Origin of the sequence: Pseudomonas sp. 2hn (assembly GCF_019646095.1) — a bacterium.
GTDB classification, from domain to species: Bacteria; Pseudomonadota; Gammaproteobacteria; order Pseudomonadales; family Pseudomonadaceae; genus Aquipseudomonas; species Aquipseudomonas peradeniyensis.
The window spans coordinates 3,209,518-3,227,091 of sequence record NZ_CP081016.1 but is presented as its reverse complement, the minus strand read 5'-3'; the positions used below and the strand labels follow the sequence as shown (position 1 = coordinate 3,227,091).

At 64.6% G+C, this 17,574-nt stretch carries 15 protein-coding genes; 4 read left to right on the top strand and 11 right to left on the bottom strand.

What is annotated here, in order from left to right; genetic code table 11:
• Positions 1 to 38 precede the first annotated feature (38 nt).
• On the top strand, positions 39 to 785 hold the full coding sequence (locus K2O50_RS14530; protein WP_050705315.1) for an SDR family oxidoreductase: 747 nt from the start codon (positions 39 to 41) through the stop codon (positions 783 to 785).
• A gap of 9 nt (positions 786 to 794) precedes the next feature.
• Here K2O50_RS14530 and K2O50_RS14525 read toward each other — a convergent pair whose 3' ends face one another.
• The 4 genes from K2O50_RS14525 to ccoG form a co-directional block, all read right to left on the bottom strand.
• Positions 795 to 2,846, bottom strand: coding sequence for a PAS domain-containing sensor histidine kinase (locus K2O50_RS14525; RefSeq protein WP_050705316.1), 2,052 nt, complete (start codon positions 2,844 to 2,846; stop codon positions 795 to 797).
• 68 nt (positions 2,847 to 2,914) lie between these two features.
• Positions 2,915 to 4,978: a PAS domain-containing sensor histidine kinase gene (locus tag K2O50_RS14520; RefSeq protein ID WP_052896467.1), complete on the bottom strand. Its 2,064-nt coding sequence runs from the start codon at positions 4,976 to 4,978 to the stop codon at positions 2,915 to 2,917.
• Between the two features lie 65 nt (positions 4,979 to 5,043).
• Positions 5,044 to 6,453, bottom strand: a complete 1,410-nt coding sequence (mapR, locus tag K2O50_RS14515; protein ID WP_050705317.1) for a GntR family transcriptional regulator MpaR — start codon at positions 6,451 to 6,453, stop codon at positions 5,044 to 5,046.
• Positions 6,454 to 6,492: 39 nt separating this feature from the next.
• Positions 6,493 to 7,899, bottom strand: a complete 1,407-nt coding sequence (gene ccoG, locus K2O50_RS14510) for a cytochrome c oxidase accessory protein CcoG (RefSeq protein WP_050705318.1) — start codon at positions 7,897 to 7,899, stop codon at positions 6,493 to 6,495.
• 269 nt (positions 7,900 to 8,168) lie between these two features.
• On the opposite strand from ccoG, the gene K2O50_RS14505 reads away from it, so the two are divergent.
• Positions 8,169 to 8,705, top strand: a complete 537-nt coding sequence (locus K2O50_RS14505; RefSeq protein WP_050705319.1) for an MgtC/SapB family protein — start codon at positions 8,169 to 8,171, stop codon at positions 8,703 to 8,705.
• Positions 8,706 to 9,243: 538 nt separating this feature from the next.
• Here K2O50_RS14505 and K2O50_RS14500 read toward each other — a convergent pair.
• The 3 genes from K2O50_RS14500 to K2O50_RS14490 form a co-directional block, all read right to left on the bottom strand.
• Positions 9,244 to 10,143 carry a hydroxymethylglutaryl-CoA lyase gene (locus tag K2O50_RS14500; RefSeq protein WP_050705320.1) on the bottom strand — a complete coding sequence of 300 codons (900 nt, stop codon included), beginning with the start codon at positions 10,141 to 10,143 and terminating at the stop codon, positions 9,244 to 9,246.
• A 20-nt stretch (positions 10,144 to 10,163) separates the two neighbouring features.
• A complete protein-coding gene (locus K2O50_RS14495) occupies positions 10,164 to 10,565 on the bottom strand; it encodes a MerR family DNA-binding transcriptional regulator (protein ID WP_028692177.1) in 402 nt (133 codons plus the stop codon).
• Positions 10,566 to 10,719: 154 nt separating this feature from the next.
• Positions 10,720 to 11,592 (bottom strand): helix-turn-helix domain-containing protein, encoded by an 873-nt coding sequence (locus K2O50_RS14490; RefSeq protein ID WP_050705321.1) that lies wholly within the window; start codon positions 11,590 to 11,592, stop codon positions 10,720 to 10,722.
• Positions 11,593 to 11,758: 166 nt separating this feature from the next.
• Here K2O50_RS14490 and pobA point away from each other — a divergent pair, with 166 nt between their 5' ends.
• The gene (gene pobA / locus K2O50_RS14485) at positions 11,759 to 12,946 is read left to right on the top strand and encodes a 4-hydroxybenzoate 3-monooxygenase (protein WP_050705322.1); all 1,188 of its coding nucleotides are present in this window, start codon (positions 11,759 to 11,761) and stop codon (positions 12,944 to 12,946) included.
• 50 nt (positions 12,947 to 12,996) lie between these two features.
• Here the strand turns inward: pobA and K2O50_RS14480 are convergent, their stop codons facing one another.
• Complete coding sequence (locus tag K2O50_RS14480; RefSeq protein WP_050705323.1) at positions 12,997 to 13,641, bottom strand: ankyrin repeat domain-containing protein; 645 nt, start codon at positions 13,639 to 13,641, stop codon at positions 12,997 to 12,999.
• A gap of 158 nt (positions 13,642 to 13,799) precedes the next feature.
• On the opposite strand from K2O50_RS14480, the gene K2O50_RS14475 reads away from it, so the two are divergent.
• Positions 13,800 to 14,681, top strand: a complete 882-nt coding sequence (locus tag K2O50_RS14475) for a LysR substrate-binding domain-containing protein (protein ID WP_050705324.1) — start codon at positions 13,800 to 13,802, stop codon at positions 14,679 to 14,681.
• A gap of 49 nt (positions 14,682 to 14,730) precedes the next feature.
• Here the strand turns inward: K2O50_RS14475 and K2O50_RS14470 are convergent, their stop codons facing one another.
• From K2O50_RS14470 to K2O50_RS14460, 3 genes are all read right to left on the bottom strand, one after another.
• On the bottom strand, positions 14,731 to 15,459 hold the full coding sequence (locus tag K2O50_RS14470) for a thioredoxin family protein (protein ID WP_050705325.1): 729 nt from the start codon (positions 15,457 to 15,459) through the stop codon (positions 14,731 to 14,733).
• 157 nt (positions 15,460 to 15,616) lie between these two features.
• Positions 15,617 to 17,062 carry a curlin gene (locus K2O50_RS14465; RefSeq protein WP_050705326.1) on the bottom strand — a complete coding sequence of 482 codons (1,446 nt, stop codon included), beginning with the start codon at positions 17,060 to 17,062 and terminating at the stop codon, positions 15,617 to 15,619.
• 30 nt (positions 17,063 to 17,092) lie between these two features.
• A complete protein-coding gene (locus K2O50_RS14460) occupies positions 17,093 to 17,563 on the bottom strand; it encodes a curlin (RefSeq protein WP_050705327.1) in 471 nt (156 codons plus the stop codon).
• Between the last annotated feature and the right edge of the window lie 11 nt (positions 17,564 to 17,574).

Here is a 17,574-nt window from a genome sequence, read left to right as displayed (position 1 = left end):
TAATCTTGTAGGCCTTTACCTGGCTACTTGGCAGACTCATGGACAAGGTCATCGTCATCACCGGCGCCAGCCGGGGCATCGGCGCCGCCACGGCATTGCTGGCGGCGCAACAGGGTTACCGCATCTGCATCAATTACCACGCTGACGACCAGGCCGCCGAGGCGATGCTGGCGCAGGTTCGTGCACTGGGTGCCGAGGCCATCGCCGTGCGCGCCGACGCCAGCGTCGAGGACGAGGTGATGCGGCTGTTCCGCTGCGTCGACCAGGAACTCGGGCCAGTCACCGCGCTGGTCAACAATGCCGGCACCATCGGCCAGCAGAGCCGTGTCGAGGACATGTCCGAGTTCCGCCTGCTCAAGGTGATGAAGACCAATGTGGTCGGCCCGATCCTCTGCGCCAAGCACGCCTTGCTGCGCATGGCCCGCCGCCATGGCGGCCAGGGCGGGGCGATCGTCAACGTGTCGTCGATGGCCGCGCGACTGGGTTCGCCCAACGAGTACGTCGACTATGCCGCCTCCAAGGGTGCCCTGGACACCTTCACGGTGGGGCTGGCCAGGGAGGTAGCAGGCGAGGGCGTGCGGGTCAATGGCGTGCGGCCGGGCTACATACATACTGGCTTCCATGCCCTGAGTGGCGATCCGCACCGCGTCAGCAAGCTCGAGCCAGGCTTGCCGATGGGGCGCGGTGGGCAGCCTGAGGAAGTGGCCGAGGCGATCCTGTGGTTGCTGTCGGAAAAGGCGTCCTATGCGACCGGAACCTTTATCGACCTGAGTGGCGGACGTTAGATCCGCTCGTCAGTCGCGCAGCAACAGATCGACCTGATCCACCAGCTTTTCGAGGTCAAAGGGCTTGGTCAGTACACGCATGCCTTGCGGCAGGGGCCCATCCTCAAGCACCGCGTTGGCATCGTAGCCGGTGATGAACAGCACTGGGATCGAAGGCAGTCGCCCGCGCATGGCCTGGGCGACCTGGCGGCCGTTCATGCCGCCGGGCAGGCCGATGTCGGTGATCAGCAGGTCGAACTCCAGGTCTGCCTCGAGTGCCGCAGGTCCGGTGGCGTAGCCATCGACCTGGTGGCCGAGCTCCTCGAGCACTTCAGCGATCACCAGGCGCAACGCGGCCTGGTCTTCGACCAGCAATACCCGCTTTCCGGGGCCGTGCGCGGCCTGTAACGACATGCCCTTTGCAGGTGCGGGCAGGGGAGCGGCGTCATGCCTGGGCAGGTAGAGGTGGATGCAGGTCCCTTCGCCCGGCAGGGAGCAGATCTGCAGCTGCCCACCTGACTGACGGACGAAGCCATAGACCATGGACAGTCCAAGCCCGGTACTTTGCCCCATGGGCTTGGTGGTAAAGAAGGGTTCGACCGCGCGGTCGAGCACCTCGGCTGGCATTCCACGCCCAGTGTCGCTGACGCTCAAGCGCAGATAGGGGCCGGGAGGGAGATCAAGCGACTGGGCGGTATCCTGCATCACCTCCAGCGCGACGCAGTGGAGGTCGATGCGACCGCCGGCAGGCATGGCGTCGCGGGCATTGATGCACAGGTTGAGCAGGGCGCTTTCCAGTTGCGGTGGATCGATGAAGACCGTGCCGGTCTCCAGTTCGAAATGGCTGTTCACCTCGATGGCCGGGCCAACGCTGCGGCTGATCAGGTCTTCCATGCCCTGTACCAGTGTGCTCAGCCGGGTGGCCTGGGGCAGCAGGGTCTGGCGGCGAGAGAATGCCAGCAGGCGCTGCACCAGTGTGGCGGCCCGGTGCGCGGACTCACAGGCGCTGTTCAGCAAGGGCGGAACATCGGCGTAGCGGGCCTTTTGCAGGCGTTGTCGTATCAACTCCTGGGCGCCGAGTATGCCGCCGAGCAGGTTGTTGAAGTCATGGGCGATGCCGCCGGTGAGCTGGCCCACGGCTTCCATCTTCTGTATCTGGCGCAGTGCTTCCTCGGTCTCGAGCAGTCGCTTCTGTTCACCGACCTGGCGGGTGATGTCGTAGACGAACAGGTAGGCACCGACAATTCCGCCCGCGCTGTCACGCAGGGGGGTGAAGCGCAGTTCGAAATGACGTTTGTCGCTGCCGCGACCATACTCGATCACTTCGGTGTAGCTTTCACCGGACAATGCCCTGCGCCAATATGCCACCGATCGTTCGCGTTCCTCGGGGAACCCGTCCAGGCACTCATGCAGGTTGTCACCGGCCTTTATCTTGCGGCCAAACAGGTACTCGAAATCCTTGACCGCTCGCGCGTTGACCGCGAGAAAGCGCAGCGAGGTGTCTACCACCTGCACCCGGGCGACACTGTTCTCGACCAGCTCGGCGAGCAGGCTGCGTTCGGCCAGGGCGGCGGCGACCCGTTGCTCGAGGTGGTCGTTGAGTTCCTGCAGGGCGTTTTCGGCGCGGCGTCGTTCGGTGACATCCTTGAACAGCACCGCCACCTGGTTTTTCTCGGCGGGTTCGATCCGGAAGGTGGTGACCGACAGCACACGACCGGTAGCCACGAGTTCCTGCTCGAACTGCAAGGGCTCGCCCGTGCGCAGCACCTGTCCGTAGCGGGCGATCCAGTCGTCGGCTTCGTCGGGCACCATCTCGCGCAACTTCTGCCCGACCACGTTGGGAATCCCTGCATGGCGGGCATAGGCGGCGTTGGCGAGAATATGGAGGTAGTCGCTCAACGGCCCGTGCGGTCCGTCGAAGAACTCGATGACGCAGAAACCTTCGTCCATCGTGTCGAAGAGAAAGCGGAACAGGTCAGGATCCTGCCGGGTACGGTCGGTCAGTTCGGCCTCCAGCAAGGCATTGCGCTGGCGTAGGCGTTCAACTTCCAGGCGCAGGGACTGCAGTTCGCGCGAGGGCATGCTGGCATCCGTCGAGGTAGGGTCAGCTACGCTAATCGTCTGCTGGTGTGCCTGTCCAGTCATGCGGCTCAAGGTCTTGCATGGGGGTTGCCTGGCTTGACGTTCAGCAGTTCCTCCACCCTGGTGGTCAGCAGTTTCAGTTCGAAGGGCTTGTGCAGCAGGAGCATGGGCGGCGAGCCCGTGATCCGGCGGGTATCGATGGCACCATCGTAGCCAGTGATGAACAGGGTAGGCAGATGCTCGTCGGTAGCCCAGCAGGCATTGGCCACCTGGTATCCGTCGATATCCCCCGGGAGTCCGATATCCACCACCAGCAAGTCTGGTCGAACACCTTCGTCCAAGGCGCACAGGGCGGTGCGGCCATCCTCGAAATCCTGAACCTGCAAGCCATGTTCCTCGAGGATTTCCCGTATCACCAGGCGCAGCGTCGCTTGATCTTCCACCAGCAGGATCAGCGGTTGCCTGGACCTTGCCGGTGTGATCGCCTGCTGCACATCGTCTGCTTGTCTTGCGCTGCCTGCTTGAGCACGTGGTAAAAACAAGTGGATGCAGGTGCCGCGTCCTGGTGAGCTGTCGATGCTCAGTTGGCCGGCTGACTGGCGCACGAAGCCATAAGCCATGGACAGGCCCAACCCGGTGCCTTGCCCCAGTGGCTTGGTTGTGAAGAACGGTTCGGCGGCACGCTCGCTGATTTCCTGGGCCATGCCGCAGCCGGTATCCTCGACCTGAATGTGCAGATACTGTCCGGTTTCGAGCTGAAGGGCTGCCGCCTGAGCGGCATCCAGCTGGCAGTTGTCGGCGCTGATGCCCAGGGTGCCGCCGCTCGTCATGGCGTCCCGGGCGTTGATGCACAGGTTGAGCAGGGTACTTTCCAGCTGCGATGGATCGACGCAGACCAGCCATTGGCCGGCGCGGGTGGCATCGACGAACTTTATATGGGTGTCCAGGGAGCTGTGGATCAGCTCGTGCATGCCGGCTACCAGGTGATGTACATCCACCGGTTGCGGTGTCAGCGCCTGCTGGCGGGCGAAAGCCAGCAGGCGCTGGACCAGAGAAGCTGCGCGTGAGGAATTCTGCCGGGCAATGTCGAGTAGATGCCTGCTGTCCTGCTGACGCCCCTGCGTCAGGCGTTTGTCGGCCAGTTCCAGCGCGCCGAGAATGCCGCCGAGCAGGTTGTTGAAGTCGTGGGCGATGCCGCCGGTCAGTTGGCCGATGGCTTCCATCTTCTGTGACTGGCGCAAGGCCTCCTCGGCCTGGCTCAGGCGCTCCTGTTCCTGGACGCGGGCGCTGATGTCGTAGGCGAACAGATAGCCGCCACGGATTTGGCCTTGGGCGTCGCGCAGTGGGTTGTAGCGCATTTCATAATGGCGGGGCTGGTCAGGCGTGCCCAGGCTGACCATCTCGACGAAAGACTCCCCGGTGATAAGTCGTGGCCAGATCGGTTGGAGCTTTTCCATGATCTGTGGCAGACCTGCCAGGATGTCATGGACATGGTCGCCAACCTTGGGCGAAATGCCATGCAGTCGCTCGAAGGTTTCGCGCGCCGTGCGGTTGATGGCCACCAGGCGCAAGCTACAGTCCGCAGCGAACACATTGGCCAGGCTGTGGTCCACCAACTCGCCGAGCAGCCTGTTGTTGGTTTCGGCCCTGTCCATGCGTTTTTCTGTTTGCTCTTGCAGCAGCTGGCGTGCCTGTTCGCTGGCCGGGACGCCGGTAAACAGCACGGCCACTCGTCTGTCACTGGCTGGACCCAAGCGATAGGCGGTGACGTTGAGCAAACGGTCGGTGACGTTCAGGCGCTGTTCGAAGCGTACCGGCTGGCCGCTGCGCAATACCTCGGCAAAGCGCGGCACCCAGGCATCGGCTTCGTTCGGGATCAGCTCGCGTACGGTCTGCCCTATCCGCTTGTCATGTCCTGTATGGCGTAGGCAGGCGTCGTTGCTGAGGACATAGCGGTAGTCGCTCAATGGCCCTAGCGGGCCATCAAGCAGTTCCAGGACACAGAAGCCTTCGGCCATGCAGGAGCGTAACAACTCGAAACAAACTAGCTCCAGATCATGCCTGGCCACCTGCGTCTCGAGGGTCTCGATACGGGCCTGCAACTGCTCGGAAGATGGCGACGGGGCTGGCATAGGCTGGATCCATCCGGTGGACCGTAACACTATAGTTGTGGTCCATGCTCCCAGCCATCAAGTCATCAAAACGACCGCACGATCCGCCCCAGGGTCTCCATGGCCTGCTCGGCGGCATCGCCCCAGGGGCTGCCGTAGTTCAGGCGGATGCAGTTGCAGAAGCGCCGGGTCGGCGAGAAGATCGGCCCCGGCGCGATGCTGATGCCCTGGGCCAACGCCATGTGGAACAGCTTCAGGGCGTCCATCTGCTCGGGCAGCTCCAGCCACAGGAAGTAGCCCCCGGAGGGTTGGCTGACCCGGGTCTGCGCCGGGAAGTGGCGGGCGATGGCGGCCAGCATGTTGGCCTGCTGGCCCTCGAGGGCGTAGCGCAGCTTGCGCAGGTGGCGATCATAGCCACCATGCTGCAGGTAATCGGCGATCGCCGCCTGGGCCGGCATCGAGGCGCACAGCGAGGTCATCAGTTTGAGTCGCTCGATTTTCTGCGCGAAGCGACCGGCCGCCACCCAACCGATCCGGTAGCCGGGGGCCAGGCTCTTGGCGAACGAGCCGCAGTGCATCACCAGGCCTTCGGTGTCGAAGGCCTTGGCCGGTTTCGGTGCCTGCTGCGAGTAGTACAGCTCGGCGTAGACGTCGTCCTCGATCAGCGGCACCTGGTGGCGACGCAGCAGCTCGACCAGTTCCTGCTTCTTGGCCTCCGGCATGCTGGCGCCCACCGGGTTCTGGAAGTTGGTCATGCACCACACGGCCTTGACCGGGTGTTTCTCCAGGGTCTGGGCCAGCACGCCTAGGTCCATGCCTTCACGCGGGTGGACAGGGATCTCCACCGCCTTGAGCTTGAGCCGTTCGAGCACCTGCAGGCAGGCGTAGAAGGCCGGTGCCTCGATGGCCACCAGGTCGCCGGGCTGGGTCACGGCTTGCAGGCACAGGTTCAGTGCCTCCAGCGCACCGTTGGTGATCAGCAGCTCCTCCATCGGCAGCATCAGCCCGGCGACCATGTAGCGCAGGGCGATCTGCCGACGCAGTTGCGGGTTGCCCGGCGACAGGTCGGTGACCACCATGCGCGGGTCCATGGCCCGGCTGGCACTGGCCAGCGAGCGTGACAGGCGCTGCAGGGGGAACAGGGTCGGGCTGGGGAAGGCCGAGCCGAACGGCACGGTGTGCGGATCCTTGATCGAATCGAGGATCGAGAACACCAGGCCGCTGACATCGACATCGGTGGATTCGCTGGCTGGCGCCTGGGGCTGCGGCTCGCTGAACGGGCGCGGCGCATGGGCGTTGACGAAGTAGCCCGAGCGCGGCCGGGCGCGGATCAGCCCGCGCCGCTCCAGCAGGTAGTAGGCCTGGAACACGGTGGACGGGCTGACCCCGTGGGTCTGGCTGGCGTAGCGTACCGAAGGCACCCGCTGACCGGGGCCGAGCACCCCGGAGCGGATCAGTTCGGCAATGTCGTCGGCAAATCGTTCGTAGCGTTTCATTATCGTCTGGGCAGGCAAGGTGGTGTTCAGTGTAGGGGATCAGCGATTCATCGGCGCGACGAAACGGCTGTGCGCGGTGCTGCGGATGCCCGGCTGGTCGCTGTCCTGGATCTCGAACGTCAGCTCCTGGGAACTGCTGCTCGGGCGGTCGGCGAGCATCGCCACCGACACCGGCAGCTCACTCATCTCGCCGGCGGCGATGGTGAACTCGGTGCGCCCGTGCAGCTCGAAGCCGTCGGCATCCACCAGGCGCAGGCGATAGTGCTGCGCTTCCTGGGTCTTGTTGATGATCTTGAGCAGGTAGATGTTCTCGATCTGGCCCAGGGCGTTCTCGCGGAACAGGCCACGGTCCTTGATCACATCCATCGACACCATCGGGCGCATCTGCAGGGCGACCACCAGGGCGCCGATCATCACCGTCAGCGCGGCGGCGTAGCCCAGCAGGCGAGGGCGCAGCCAGTGGGTCTTGCCGCCTTGCAGGTTATGCTCGGACTTGTAGCCGATCAGGCCGCGGGCATAGCCCATCTTGTCCATCACCCCGTCGCAGGCGTCGATACAGGCGGCGCAGCCGATGCAGGCCATCTGCAGACCCTCGCGGATATCGATGCCGGTGGGGCAGACCTGCACGCACAGGGTGCAGTCGATGCAGTCGCCCAGGCCCTGGCTGCGCGGGTCGCTGCCTTTCTTGCGCGGGCCACGGGCTTCGCCGCGGCTAGGGTCGTAGGCCACCGCCAGGGTGTCCTTGTCGAACATCACGCTCTGGAACCGCGCATAGGGGCACATGTGCATGCACACCGCTTCGCGCAGCCAGCCGGCGTTGAGGTAAGTGGCACCGGTGAAGAACAGGATCCAGAACAGCGCCACGCCACCCAGCTCGAAGCTGAACAGCTCGGCGGCCAGTGGACGGATCGGGGTGAAGTAGCCGACGAAGGTCAGGCCGGTGAGCAGGCCGATGGCCAGCCACAGGCCGTGCTTGAGGCCGCGCCGGGCGATCTTCTCGACGCCCCAGGGTGCGGCGGCCAGCTTGATGCGCTGGTTGCGGTCGCCTTCGGTGATCTTCTCGCACCACATGAACAGCCAGGTCCAGGTGCTCTGCGGGCAGCTGTAGCCGCACCAGACACGCCCGGCGAACACCGTGATGGCGAACAGGCCGAAGGCGCAGATGATAAGCAGCGCCGACAGCAGGATGAAGTCCTGCGGCCAGAAGGTCGCGCCGAAGATGTGGAATTTGCTTTCGGCCAGGTCCCAGAGCACGGCCTGGCGGTCGCCCCACTGCAACCAGGCGGTGCCGAAGAACAGTACGAACAGCAAGCCGGCAAAGGCGATCCGCAGGTTGCGGTAGAAGCCGGTGAAGCTGCGGGTGTGAATGTCGCCGGTCACCTGGCTTTTGCTCTTGTGGGTGGCGGGGGCAATCTCGATGACTCGGAAGGGGATTCTATCGCTCATGGTTCATCGCTCATCAGGCCTCGATCAGGCCAGGGCACTATGGCCCTCGATCTGTTTTCAGCACAGGCCCAGATATTGAGAGAAAAACCATATCAGATGCTTTTGATCTTTTCTCAGGCCCTGTATTACGCAGCATTGAGCGCCTAGTCGCAGATGCCTGCGGCTATCCACCGCACCTCGGCCTCAGGCTGCGTGGTTCCGTTTGGCAGGGTGCAAGGCACGCGGTGCGCGTGCCGTGGTCATCTGTAGAACAAATCGGGAGGCAACCGATGGAAACATTCTGGCACTCGATGCTCGAGGCCTTGCAGGCCGAGTTCGCCGATGTCACCGACGAGCGCGAGGTCGCCCGTATCTTGATCCGCCTGCTGATGGCTGCCCTGCTGGGAGCGGTGCTGGGCTTCGAGCGCGAGAGCAAGGGCAAGGCCGCGGGGGTGCGCACGCACATGCTGGTGTCGATGGGGGCGGCGTTGTTCGTGCTGGCGCCGAGCATGGCCGGCGCCGACGAGCAGGCGTTGAGCCGGGTGATCCAGGGTATCGTCGCCGGCATCGGCTTTCTCGGAGCGGGCACGATTCTCAAGGGCAGCGGCCAGGACACCAGCCACGTCAAGGGCCTGACCACGGCCGCCGGGCTGTGGATGACCGCAGCCATCGGCACCGCCGCAGGCATGGGGCGCGAGGCCACGGCGTTGGTCAGCACCGTGCTGGCGCTGCTGGTACTGGCCAGCATGCCGCTGCTGGTGGACAAGATCGAGGGCGAGGCGCGGGAGAGGAAGGATGGGGAGGACGAGGAGGGCAGGAAGCACTGAGGGGAGCCGAAGCTCCCCTCATAAGCGTTGTTGCCTGCTCTTTTCTTATTATTGGAGACGGGCCTGTTGTTGTTTTTGTCGGCGATTGTCTCTGCATTGCGGGGCCCCCAACCGGGGCCAAGAGCAAACGTATTTTTTTGAGCGCTGACCTGCGTTCATCCAACGTGATCCAACCTTGACTGCCGCTACCTTGGAGGTAGTTTTATTGTTCTGTGTCAGGCTGCGGGGTCGGGACCCCTGGAAAGCACGTCGACTCCAAAAAAATCTGCTTGCTACGCCTCTGCCGTGTTGTTCTTGTTATGTCAGAGCCGTTTACTGTTGTTTTTATTGGGTATCGCGTTTTTTGTTCTTGTTATGCCAAAAGATATAGCAGGTGGCGTGCCAACTTTTTAAAAGCCTTTAAAATCAACGACTTGATGATTTTTAGGAAAAACTGACACGTGAGAATCTGTCGATTTGTTTCCCTGTTACCCGATTTTTTTCTGCAATGCGTGTAGGCGGTAACACTCCGCCCACACCTGTGTGACACGCGTATGACTCAGCGCACGCCACGTGCCCGCGCCACCCGCGAACCGGTGGCGCGCCCCAGCACTTCGCTGATGCGCAGGCCGGCGGCGATCAGCTTGTCCAGGTCGATCCCGGTCTCGATGCCCAGCCCCTGCATCAGGTACACCACGTCCTCGCTGGCGACGTTACCGGTGGCACCCTTGGCGTACGGGCAACCGCCCAGGCCCGCCACCGAGCTGTCGAACACGCTGATGCCCTCCAGCAGGCCGGCATAGACGTTGGCCAGGGCCTGGCCGTAGGTGTCGTGGAAGTGCCCGGCCAGCTGCTCGCGGGGTACCTGGGCCGCGACCACCTCGAACAGGCGGCGGGTGTCACCGGCGGTGCCGGTACCGATGGTGTCACCCAACGACACCTCGTAGCAGCCCATGTCGTGCAGGGCGCGGGCCACCGGCGCGACCTGCTCGGCGCTGATACGCCCCTCGTAGGGGCAGCCGAGCACGCAGGACACATAGCCGCGCACCCGCACACCCTGGCTGCGGGCGGCGTCCATGATCGGCTCGAAGCGCTTGAGGCTGTCATTGATCGAGCAGTTGATGTTGCGCTGCGAGAAGGCTTCCGAGGCCGCCGCGAACACCGCCACTTCCTTCACCCCGGCGGCCAGGGCATCCTCGAAACCGCGCAGGTTGGGTGCCAGGGCCGCATAGGTGACGCCTTCGCGCTGGCGGATACCGGCGAACACCTCGGCGGAACCGGCCATCTGCGGCACCCACTTGGGCGAGACGAAACTGCCCACCTCGATGTAACCGAGACCGGCATCGGTGAGGTCGTCCACCAGTCGCACCTTGTCGGCGACGCTGATGGGCTGGGCTTCGTTCTGCAGGCCGTCGCGCGGGCCGACTTCGACCAGGCGGACATTCTTGGGCAATGACATGGCGGGCTTCCTGTGGCGGATCAACGGTGGGGGTGCGACGGGTTCAGGGTGGCGGCCAGGGCCTGCTCGCAGCGCTCCTGGGCGGTGTCCAGCTCCAGGTGCATCTGCTGGATGTCGAGCATCTGCTGTTCGAGCTGGGCGCGGCGTTCGGCGATCTTGGCCAGCATGCTGGTGAGCTGCTTCTGGTTGCCGCTGGTGGGGTCGTAGAGTTCGATCAGCTCCCGGCATTCGGCCAGCGAGAAGCCGATGCGTTTGCCGCGCAGGATCAGCTTGAGGGTGACCTTGTCGCGTGCCGAATAGATGCGCTCCAGGCCACGGCGCTCGGGGCTGAGCAGGCCCTGTTCCTCATAGAAGCGGATGGCGCGGGTGGTGATGTCCAGTTCGCGGGACAAATCGGAGATGCTGTAGGTCTGGCTGCTCATGCTTGGGCTCGGGGGAGGGAATGCGAGTAACCTAATGCCAGGTTGACGTATACGTCAAGCAAGCTGTGGGGTTTGCCGGAGCCTCATCGCGGGGCAAGCCCGCTCCCACGTATCATCTCCCGTGGGAGCGGGCTTGCCCCGCGATGAGGCCCGTTCAGGCATTGACCAACCTGCGGTACTCCTTGGGCGTCTGGCCGTCGAGCCGCTTGAAAAACCGCGCAAAGTAGGTCGGATCGCTGAACCCCAGGCTGTCGGAAAGCTGGCCGATGCTCATCCGGGTATACGCCAGGTTGCGCCGCGCCTCGAGCAGCAGGCGCTGGTGGATCACCTGCAGCGCGGATTGTCCGGCCAGCGCACGGCACAGCTGGTTCAACTGCAGGCTGGTGATGCCCAACCGGCTGGCGAACACGTCCACGGCCAAGTGTTCGCGGTAATGCGCCTCGACCAGGCGCAGGTAACGCCCCAGCAACTGCTGGTCCCGTTCGTCCTGGTTGCGCGCGGGCAAGGCCTGCTGCTGGCGGTGGATCCAGACCATCAGCGCGGTGACCAGGGCCTGCAGCATGGGCGCTCGCGCCGGCGCGCTGCCCTGATACTCCTGCTGCAGCGTGTCGATCAGACCGTGCAGGCGCATACGGTCCTGGCCCAGCGGGTAACAGCGGGGGGCCGCCAGTACGCTCAAGGGCGCGCCGAGGCGCTGTTCCAGGTCGACCACCAGGGCCGTGCCGAAGGTCAGCACATGCCCCTGGATGTCTGCGCTGAAGCGAAAGCCATGCACGGTGAGCGGCGGCACCACCTGGATCGCCGCCTCGCGAATCACCCGGCGCTCGCCCTCGATCTCCACTTGGGCCTCGCCCCGTTGCACATAAAGAAGCTGGAACAGTTCGGCATGCCGGTGTGGCTTGATTTCCCAATGGTGCAGGCGGCTGCGCGCCGGGATCGACTCGCAGTGCAGCAGGTCGGTGTCCGGCCAGGCGTGGTGTTCGCCGTACAGCTGGAACAGCGGGATGCCGGGGAGAGGGCTGTGCATGAGGGGATGTCCGTTAATCGAACGAATTTTGCAAAAGTGCAGTTTTTGCCACGGATATCACACGTTTCATGCCAGCTTCGCCAGTAAAAATACAGGTGCAAACCCTAACAGCAGATGTGCGGCCATTGCCAGTACCGGCCGGCATCGTCATCGCGAGACAACAACAATGAAGACTCAGGTTGCAATCATCGGCGCCGGCCCCTCCGGCCTGCTGCTGGGCCAGCTGCTGCACCGTGCGGGCATCGACACGCTGATCGTCGAACGTCAGACCCCTGACTATGTATCGGCGCGCATCCGCGCCGGCGTGCTCGAGCAAGGCACGGTCGACCTGCTGCGCGAGGCCGGGGTGGCCGAGCGCATGGACCGTGAAGGGCTGGTGCATGAAGGCGTCGAATTGCTGGTCAATGGCCGTCGCCAGCGCCTGGACCTGAAGGCGCTGACCGGTGGCAAGACGGTGATGGTGTACGGCCAGACCGAGGTCACCCGCGACCTGATGCAGGCGCGCCAGGCCAGCGGGGCGCCGATCATCTATTCGGCGGACAATGTCCGCCCCCATGCCATCGACGGCGAGCGGCCTTATCTCACCTTCGACAAGGACGGTCGCCAGCACCGGGTCGACTGCGACTACATCGCCGGCTGCGACGGCTTCCATGGCGTGGCCCGGCAGAGCATTCCGGCCGATGTGCTGAAGGTGTACGAGCGGGTCTATCCGTTCGGCTGGCTGGGGCTGCTGGCCGACACCCCACCGGTCAACCATGAGCTGATCTACGCCCACCATGAACGTGGTTTCGTGCTGTGCAGCCAGCGCTCGCAGACCCGCAGCCGCTACTACCTGCAGGTGCCCTTGCAGGAGCGGGTCGAGGACTGGTCCGACACGCGCTTCTGGGATGAACTCAAGGCGCGCCTGCCGGCGGAGGTGGCCGCGCAACTGATCACGGGGCCGGCGCTGGAGAAGAGCATCGCGCCGCTGCGCAGTCATGTGCTCGAGCCCATGCAGCATGGCCGTTTGTTCCTGGTGGGCGACGCCGCCCATATCGTCCCGCCGACCGGCGCCAAGGGGCTGAACCTGGCGGCGTCGGACGTCAACTATCTGTACCGGATCCTGGTCAAGGTTTACCGCGAGGGCCGCACCGACCTGCTGGCTCAATACTCGCCCATGGCCCTGCGACGGGTGTGGAAGGGTGAGCGTTTCAGCTGGTTCATGACTTGTCTGCTGCACGATTTTGGCGAGCATCAGGACGACTGGGACCGCAAGATGCAGGAGGCCGACCGCGAGTATTACCTTGGCTCACTGGCTGGCCTTGCCAATATTGCCGAGAACTATGTGGGGCTGCCGTTCGAGGCCGTGGAATAGAACAGTGGAGGACCGCTTTGCGGTCCAATCGCCGGCAGCGGCGCCGGTTTCTACTGTTCAAGCAGCGTCACCATCTCCCGATACCCGCGCTGGCGGGCATGCTCCAGCGCGGTCACACCCTCCTTGTCGGCGATCCGTGGATCCGCGCCGGCCGCCAGCAGCCGGCGCACGATCTCCACATGCCGCGGGCCGCCATCGCCGAGGATCACCGCCTCGAGCAGCGCGGTCCAGTGCAGGCGGTTGAGATGGTTCACGTCGACGCCGGCATCGATCAACAGTTGCACGGTCTCGACATGGCCGCGCTCGGCGGCCGGAATCAGCGCGGTGCCGCCGTAGCGGTTGGTGCTCCCCAGGTCGGCGCCATGGGCCAGGGTCAGGCGCAGGATGTCGTTCAACCCGCGCGCGCCGGCATACAGGTAGGGGCTGTCGTTGATGTTGTCCTTGGCGTTGACGTCGGCCCCGGCCTCGATCAGCACCTTGGCCACGTCCACCAGGTTGGCGTGGGTGGCGACCAGCAGCGCGGTCTGGCCCTGGTCGTTGCGGGTATCAGGCCGGGCGCCGCGGTCGAGCAACTGACGCACGGCAGGGACGTCGCCGCGGCGGGCGGCATCGAGCAAGGGGGTATTCATGGCTGAGGCCTCGGCATGGGTGGCAAGGCTCAGGCTCAACAGCAAGGCGGCGAACGGCAGGCGCATGGGCATCGGTTCCTTGTGCGACGAAGCTTAAATTTAGGGCCCCAGGCTTTGTAGCAGAAGTGAATTATCTGGATGCAACCCAGTGTATTTGCGCATGTTGCCGGGTATCGGCACCCATGGTAGAAGTCAGGCTTGTCATTCAGAAGCCGAATACCGAGATGTCTTCCAGCGTAAAACCGAATAGGGCCCTGTTCGACCTCGACCTGCTGCGCGCCATCGTCGTGGTGGCCGATTGCGGCAGTTTCACCACCGCCGCCGCGCGTCTGCACTCCACCCAGTCGACCATCAGCCAGAAGGTTCGCCGCCTCGAAGACATGGTCGGCCATCGCCTGCTGGTGCGCGGCAACCGCGACGTGCTGCCCACCGATGCCGGACAGACCTTGCTCGGCTATGCCCGGCACATGCTGGCCTTGAACGACCAGATGCTCGAAGCCCTGGCCGGGGCCATGGTCGGCGTCACCGTGCGCCTGGGGGTGCCGGAGGATTTCGTCGGCGGACGCACCACCAACGCGCTGTCCGCGTTCAGCCGGCGCCACCCGCAGGTCAAGCTGGAGGTTACCAGCGGCCTGTGCCGCGACCTCAGCCAGGCCTACGACAACGGCGAGCTCGACCTGGTGCTGCTCAAGCAGCGGCGCAACAGCCGCGAGGGCGTGGCCTGCTGGCCGGAGCGGTTGCAGTGGATCGACAGCGTACGCACGCCGTCCTTCGAACTCGACCCGATTCCGCTGGTGACCTTTCCGCCACGCGGCCTCTACCGCGACGACATGATCAGTGCCATCGAAGGCATGGGCCGGCGCTGGCGCATCAGCTTCACCAGTTCCAGCCTCAGCGGGATCCAGGCAGCGGTGGCCGACGGCATGGGCATCAGCCTGCTTCCTCCACGCGCGGCGCTGGGCGAGCACCGGGTGCTGGGTGCCGAGCAAGGGCTGCCTGACGTGGACAGCTACGAGATCGTGATCGTGCATCGGCCGACGGCGGACGTGATGGTCAAGGCGCTGGCCGAGGTGCTGACGGAGTTGCTGGCGCAGCGGGCGATCTGATGCCGCCCTCGCGGGGCCTTGATGCGGCGTGCCCCGCGAGGGCGTCTTTTCATTCCCCGCAGCAGTGGGATTTTTCCGGGGCACCGTCATAGCGATCATGATGCCGTACCCAGTCCATCGTCCCTTCCTCGTTGCGCCCCAGTGGCGCCAGGTCGAGGAAGTTGTAGGCGTTGACCAGGATGTCCAGGCCACGGGCATAGGTGGAATAGGTGTGGTACAGGCTGCCGTCGGCCTCCCGGTAGAACGCGCTCAGCCCGGGCAGCTCCGCCTCGTTGCCGGTATAGGGTTCATAGTTGTACTGGGCGCTGCCGTCGGTGGCGACACTGACCCCGAAGTCCTGGTTGAAGCGGCTGCCATGCGAGGAGAACCACGGGAAGCACCAGCCCATGCGCTGGCGGAACGCCTGGAACTCGGCATAGGGCGCCCGCGACACCGCCACCAGGGACACGTCATGGTGGGCCAGGTGCAGGTTGGCGCCGTCGAAGTGGTCGGCGAGGAACGAACAGCCCGGACAGCCTTCGTCCCAGCCTTCGGCGAACATGAAGTGATAGACCAGCAACTGGCTGCGTCCGGCGAACAGCTCGGTCAGGCCCAGCTCGCCGTGCGGGCCGTGGAATCGATAGTCCTGTTCCACCCGCACCCAGGGCAGGGCGCGGCGGGCGGCGGCGAGTTCATCGCGTTGATGGGTGAAGGCTTTCTCGTGCAGCCAGAGCTGCTGGCGGGCGGCAAGCCACTGGCTGCGCGTGACCACGGCATGCTTGGGGATGGGATGGCTCATGGGCGTGACTCCACGCTGGGGGTTCACCAGGTGGTCGAACAGCTAGCGAATGTTTCGACAGGCCTTGTGCCGTTACCGACAAATGGTCACGCAAACCGGGGAAAAAGGAACCGCGGCGCCAGGGAGAGCAAACACCGCGGTCCAAGGGGGGAGCCCGTCACTGCTGGGTTACAGTCGCCGAGTTGGCATTGCCATATTGGGTGATGGTTGCAGTCTGGCTTGCGCCGCTCTGGTCGACGAACGCCTGGTTGCCGTTGCCACCCTGGGTCACGTAGGCAAGGTTGGCCACGTCGGTCTGCTTGATGGTGGCCTCGTTGCCATTGCCGTACAGCTGGTAGGTGTAGCTTTGGTTGCCACTGCCCGACTGGTCGAGGGTGATGCTGCCGCCATTGCCGGCGGCCAGGCCTTCGGCGTAGTTGGCGGTGCCGCGCTGGTCGGCGATGAGCAGGTTGTCGCTGCCGTTCTGCTCGAAGTACAGCTCGTTGTTGCTGTCGGCCTGGCGGGTTTCCATCTGGTTGCGGTTGCCGTTCTGGTCCAGCCGCGCGACCTGGGCGTTGCCTTCCTGGGTGATGTTGACCCCGTTGCCATTGCCGCTCTGGTTGATCTGCGCCTGCTGCCCGACGCCGAACTGCCCACCGGATTTTTCGCCCTTCCAGTTGCTGGCCATGATCTTGTTGGCATTGCCCGCCGTGCTGATGGTCAGGCTGTGGTTGTCACCGGTCTGGTAGGTGAAATGCAGGTTGTTGTTGCCTACCTGCGAAATACTGGTCACCGCCTGGTTGGTCTCGTACTGGTCCGACCAGCTGGCGTTGCCGCGGCCGGTCTGGCTGAGGCCGGCGCTGTTGCCCTGGCCGAAGCTCTGGTCGATGTAGCCTTCGTTGGCCTGGCCATTCTGGTACACGCTGGCCTGGCTGGCGGCCTGGTTGTCCTGCCACACCTCCACCGAGTTGCCGGTGCCGTACTGGTCGATGCCGATGGTGCCGCCCAGGCCGTCGCGCTGGTCGCCATAGGCCCAGTTCTGCTTGCCCTCCTGATAGATCGCGATATCGCCGTCCTGGTGAGTCATGTGCTCGGCGGCCGCCTGGTTGCCGGTGCCGCCCTGCATGATCACGCTCTTGTTGTTGCTGCCACCGAACAGCTGCTCGACCGTGGCCTCGTTGCCATGGCCCGATTGCAGGGTGGTGGCCTGGCTGCCCAGCTGGGTGTCCTGCCAGATGACCGAGCGGTTGCCGCTGCCCAGCTGGATCTGCAGGGACTCGTTGTTCTCGCCCACCGACTGGCTGGCGAAGGCGTCGTTGAGGCTGCCGCCGGACTGCTGGGTGATCTGGCTGCCGTTCTCGTACAGCTGCTCGGCGTAGCCGGCGTTGAACGAGCCGGTGGCGCTCTGCTGGATATGGCTGGTGCTGCTGTCCTGCAGCGCCATGTGGTTGTGGTCGTGGCCGGCCTGGTCCTGCGTGGCCGAGGCGAACGGCGCCTGGCTCTGCTTGACCTCGGCAATGTTCTGGTTGCCCTGCTGGGACTGGGTCGAGATGCTGTCGTCGGCCATGGCCTGGCCGGCAAGGGCCAGGACGATGGCAGCGCTCAGGGGGGCGAGCTTGTGCATGGTGTTGCCTCCAGATCTGTCGTGTTGGGCCTAGCGGTATTGGCTGACATGGACCTGCTGGCCGTTGCCGGCCTGGGTCACGGTGCTGTTCAGCCCCGTGCCGCGCTGGTCGATGGTGGCGCTGTTGTGGTTGCCGATCTGCTCGATGGCGGCGCTGTTGTCGCTGCCGTTCTGGCGGATCGTGGCGTTGTTGCCCTGGCCCTGCTGGCTGATCGCGGCGGTCAGGTCGCTGCCTTCCTGCAGGATGTACGCTTCCTGCGCGCTCCCGGCCTGGACGATCCGGCCCAGCAGGGCCTGGCCGTTCTGGTCGAGGGCGGCGCGGTTGCCCGTGCCCAGCTGCTCGATCACCGCGACCTGGCCGGCAGCGGCCGGCAGCAGGCGCAGCATCAGCGGCTCGCCGAGGTCGCTGCCGGCGGCGAGGTCGGCGTTGTCCATCAGGTCGTCGGCCAGGGCCTGGCCTGTGAGGGCCAGGCTCAGCAGCAGTGGGTACAGGGCGTTCATGGCATCCCTCC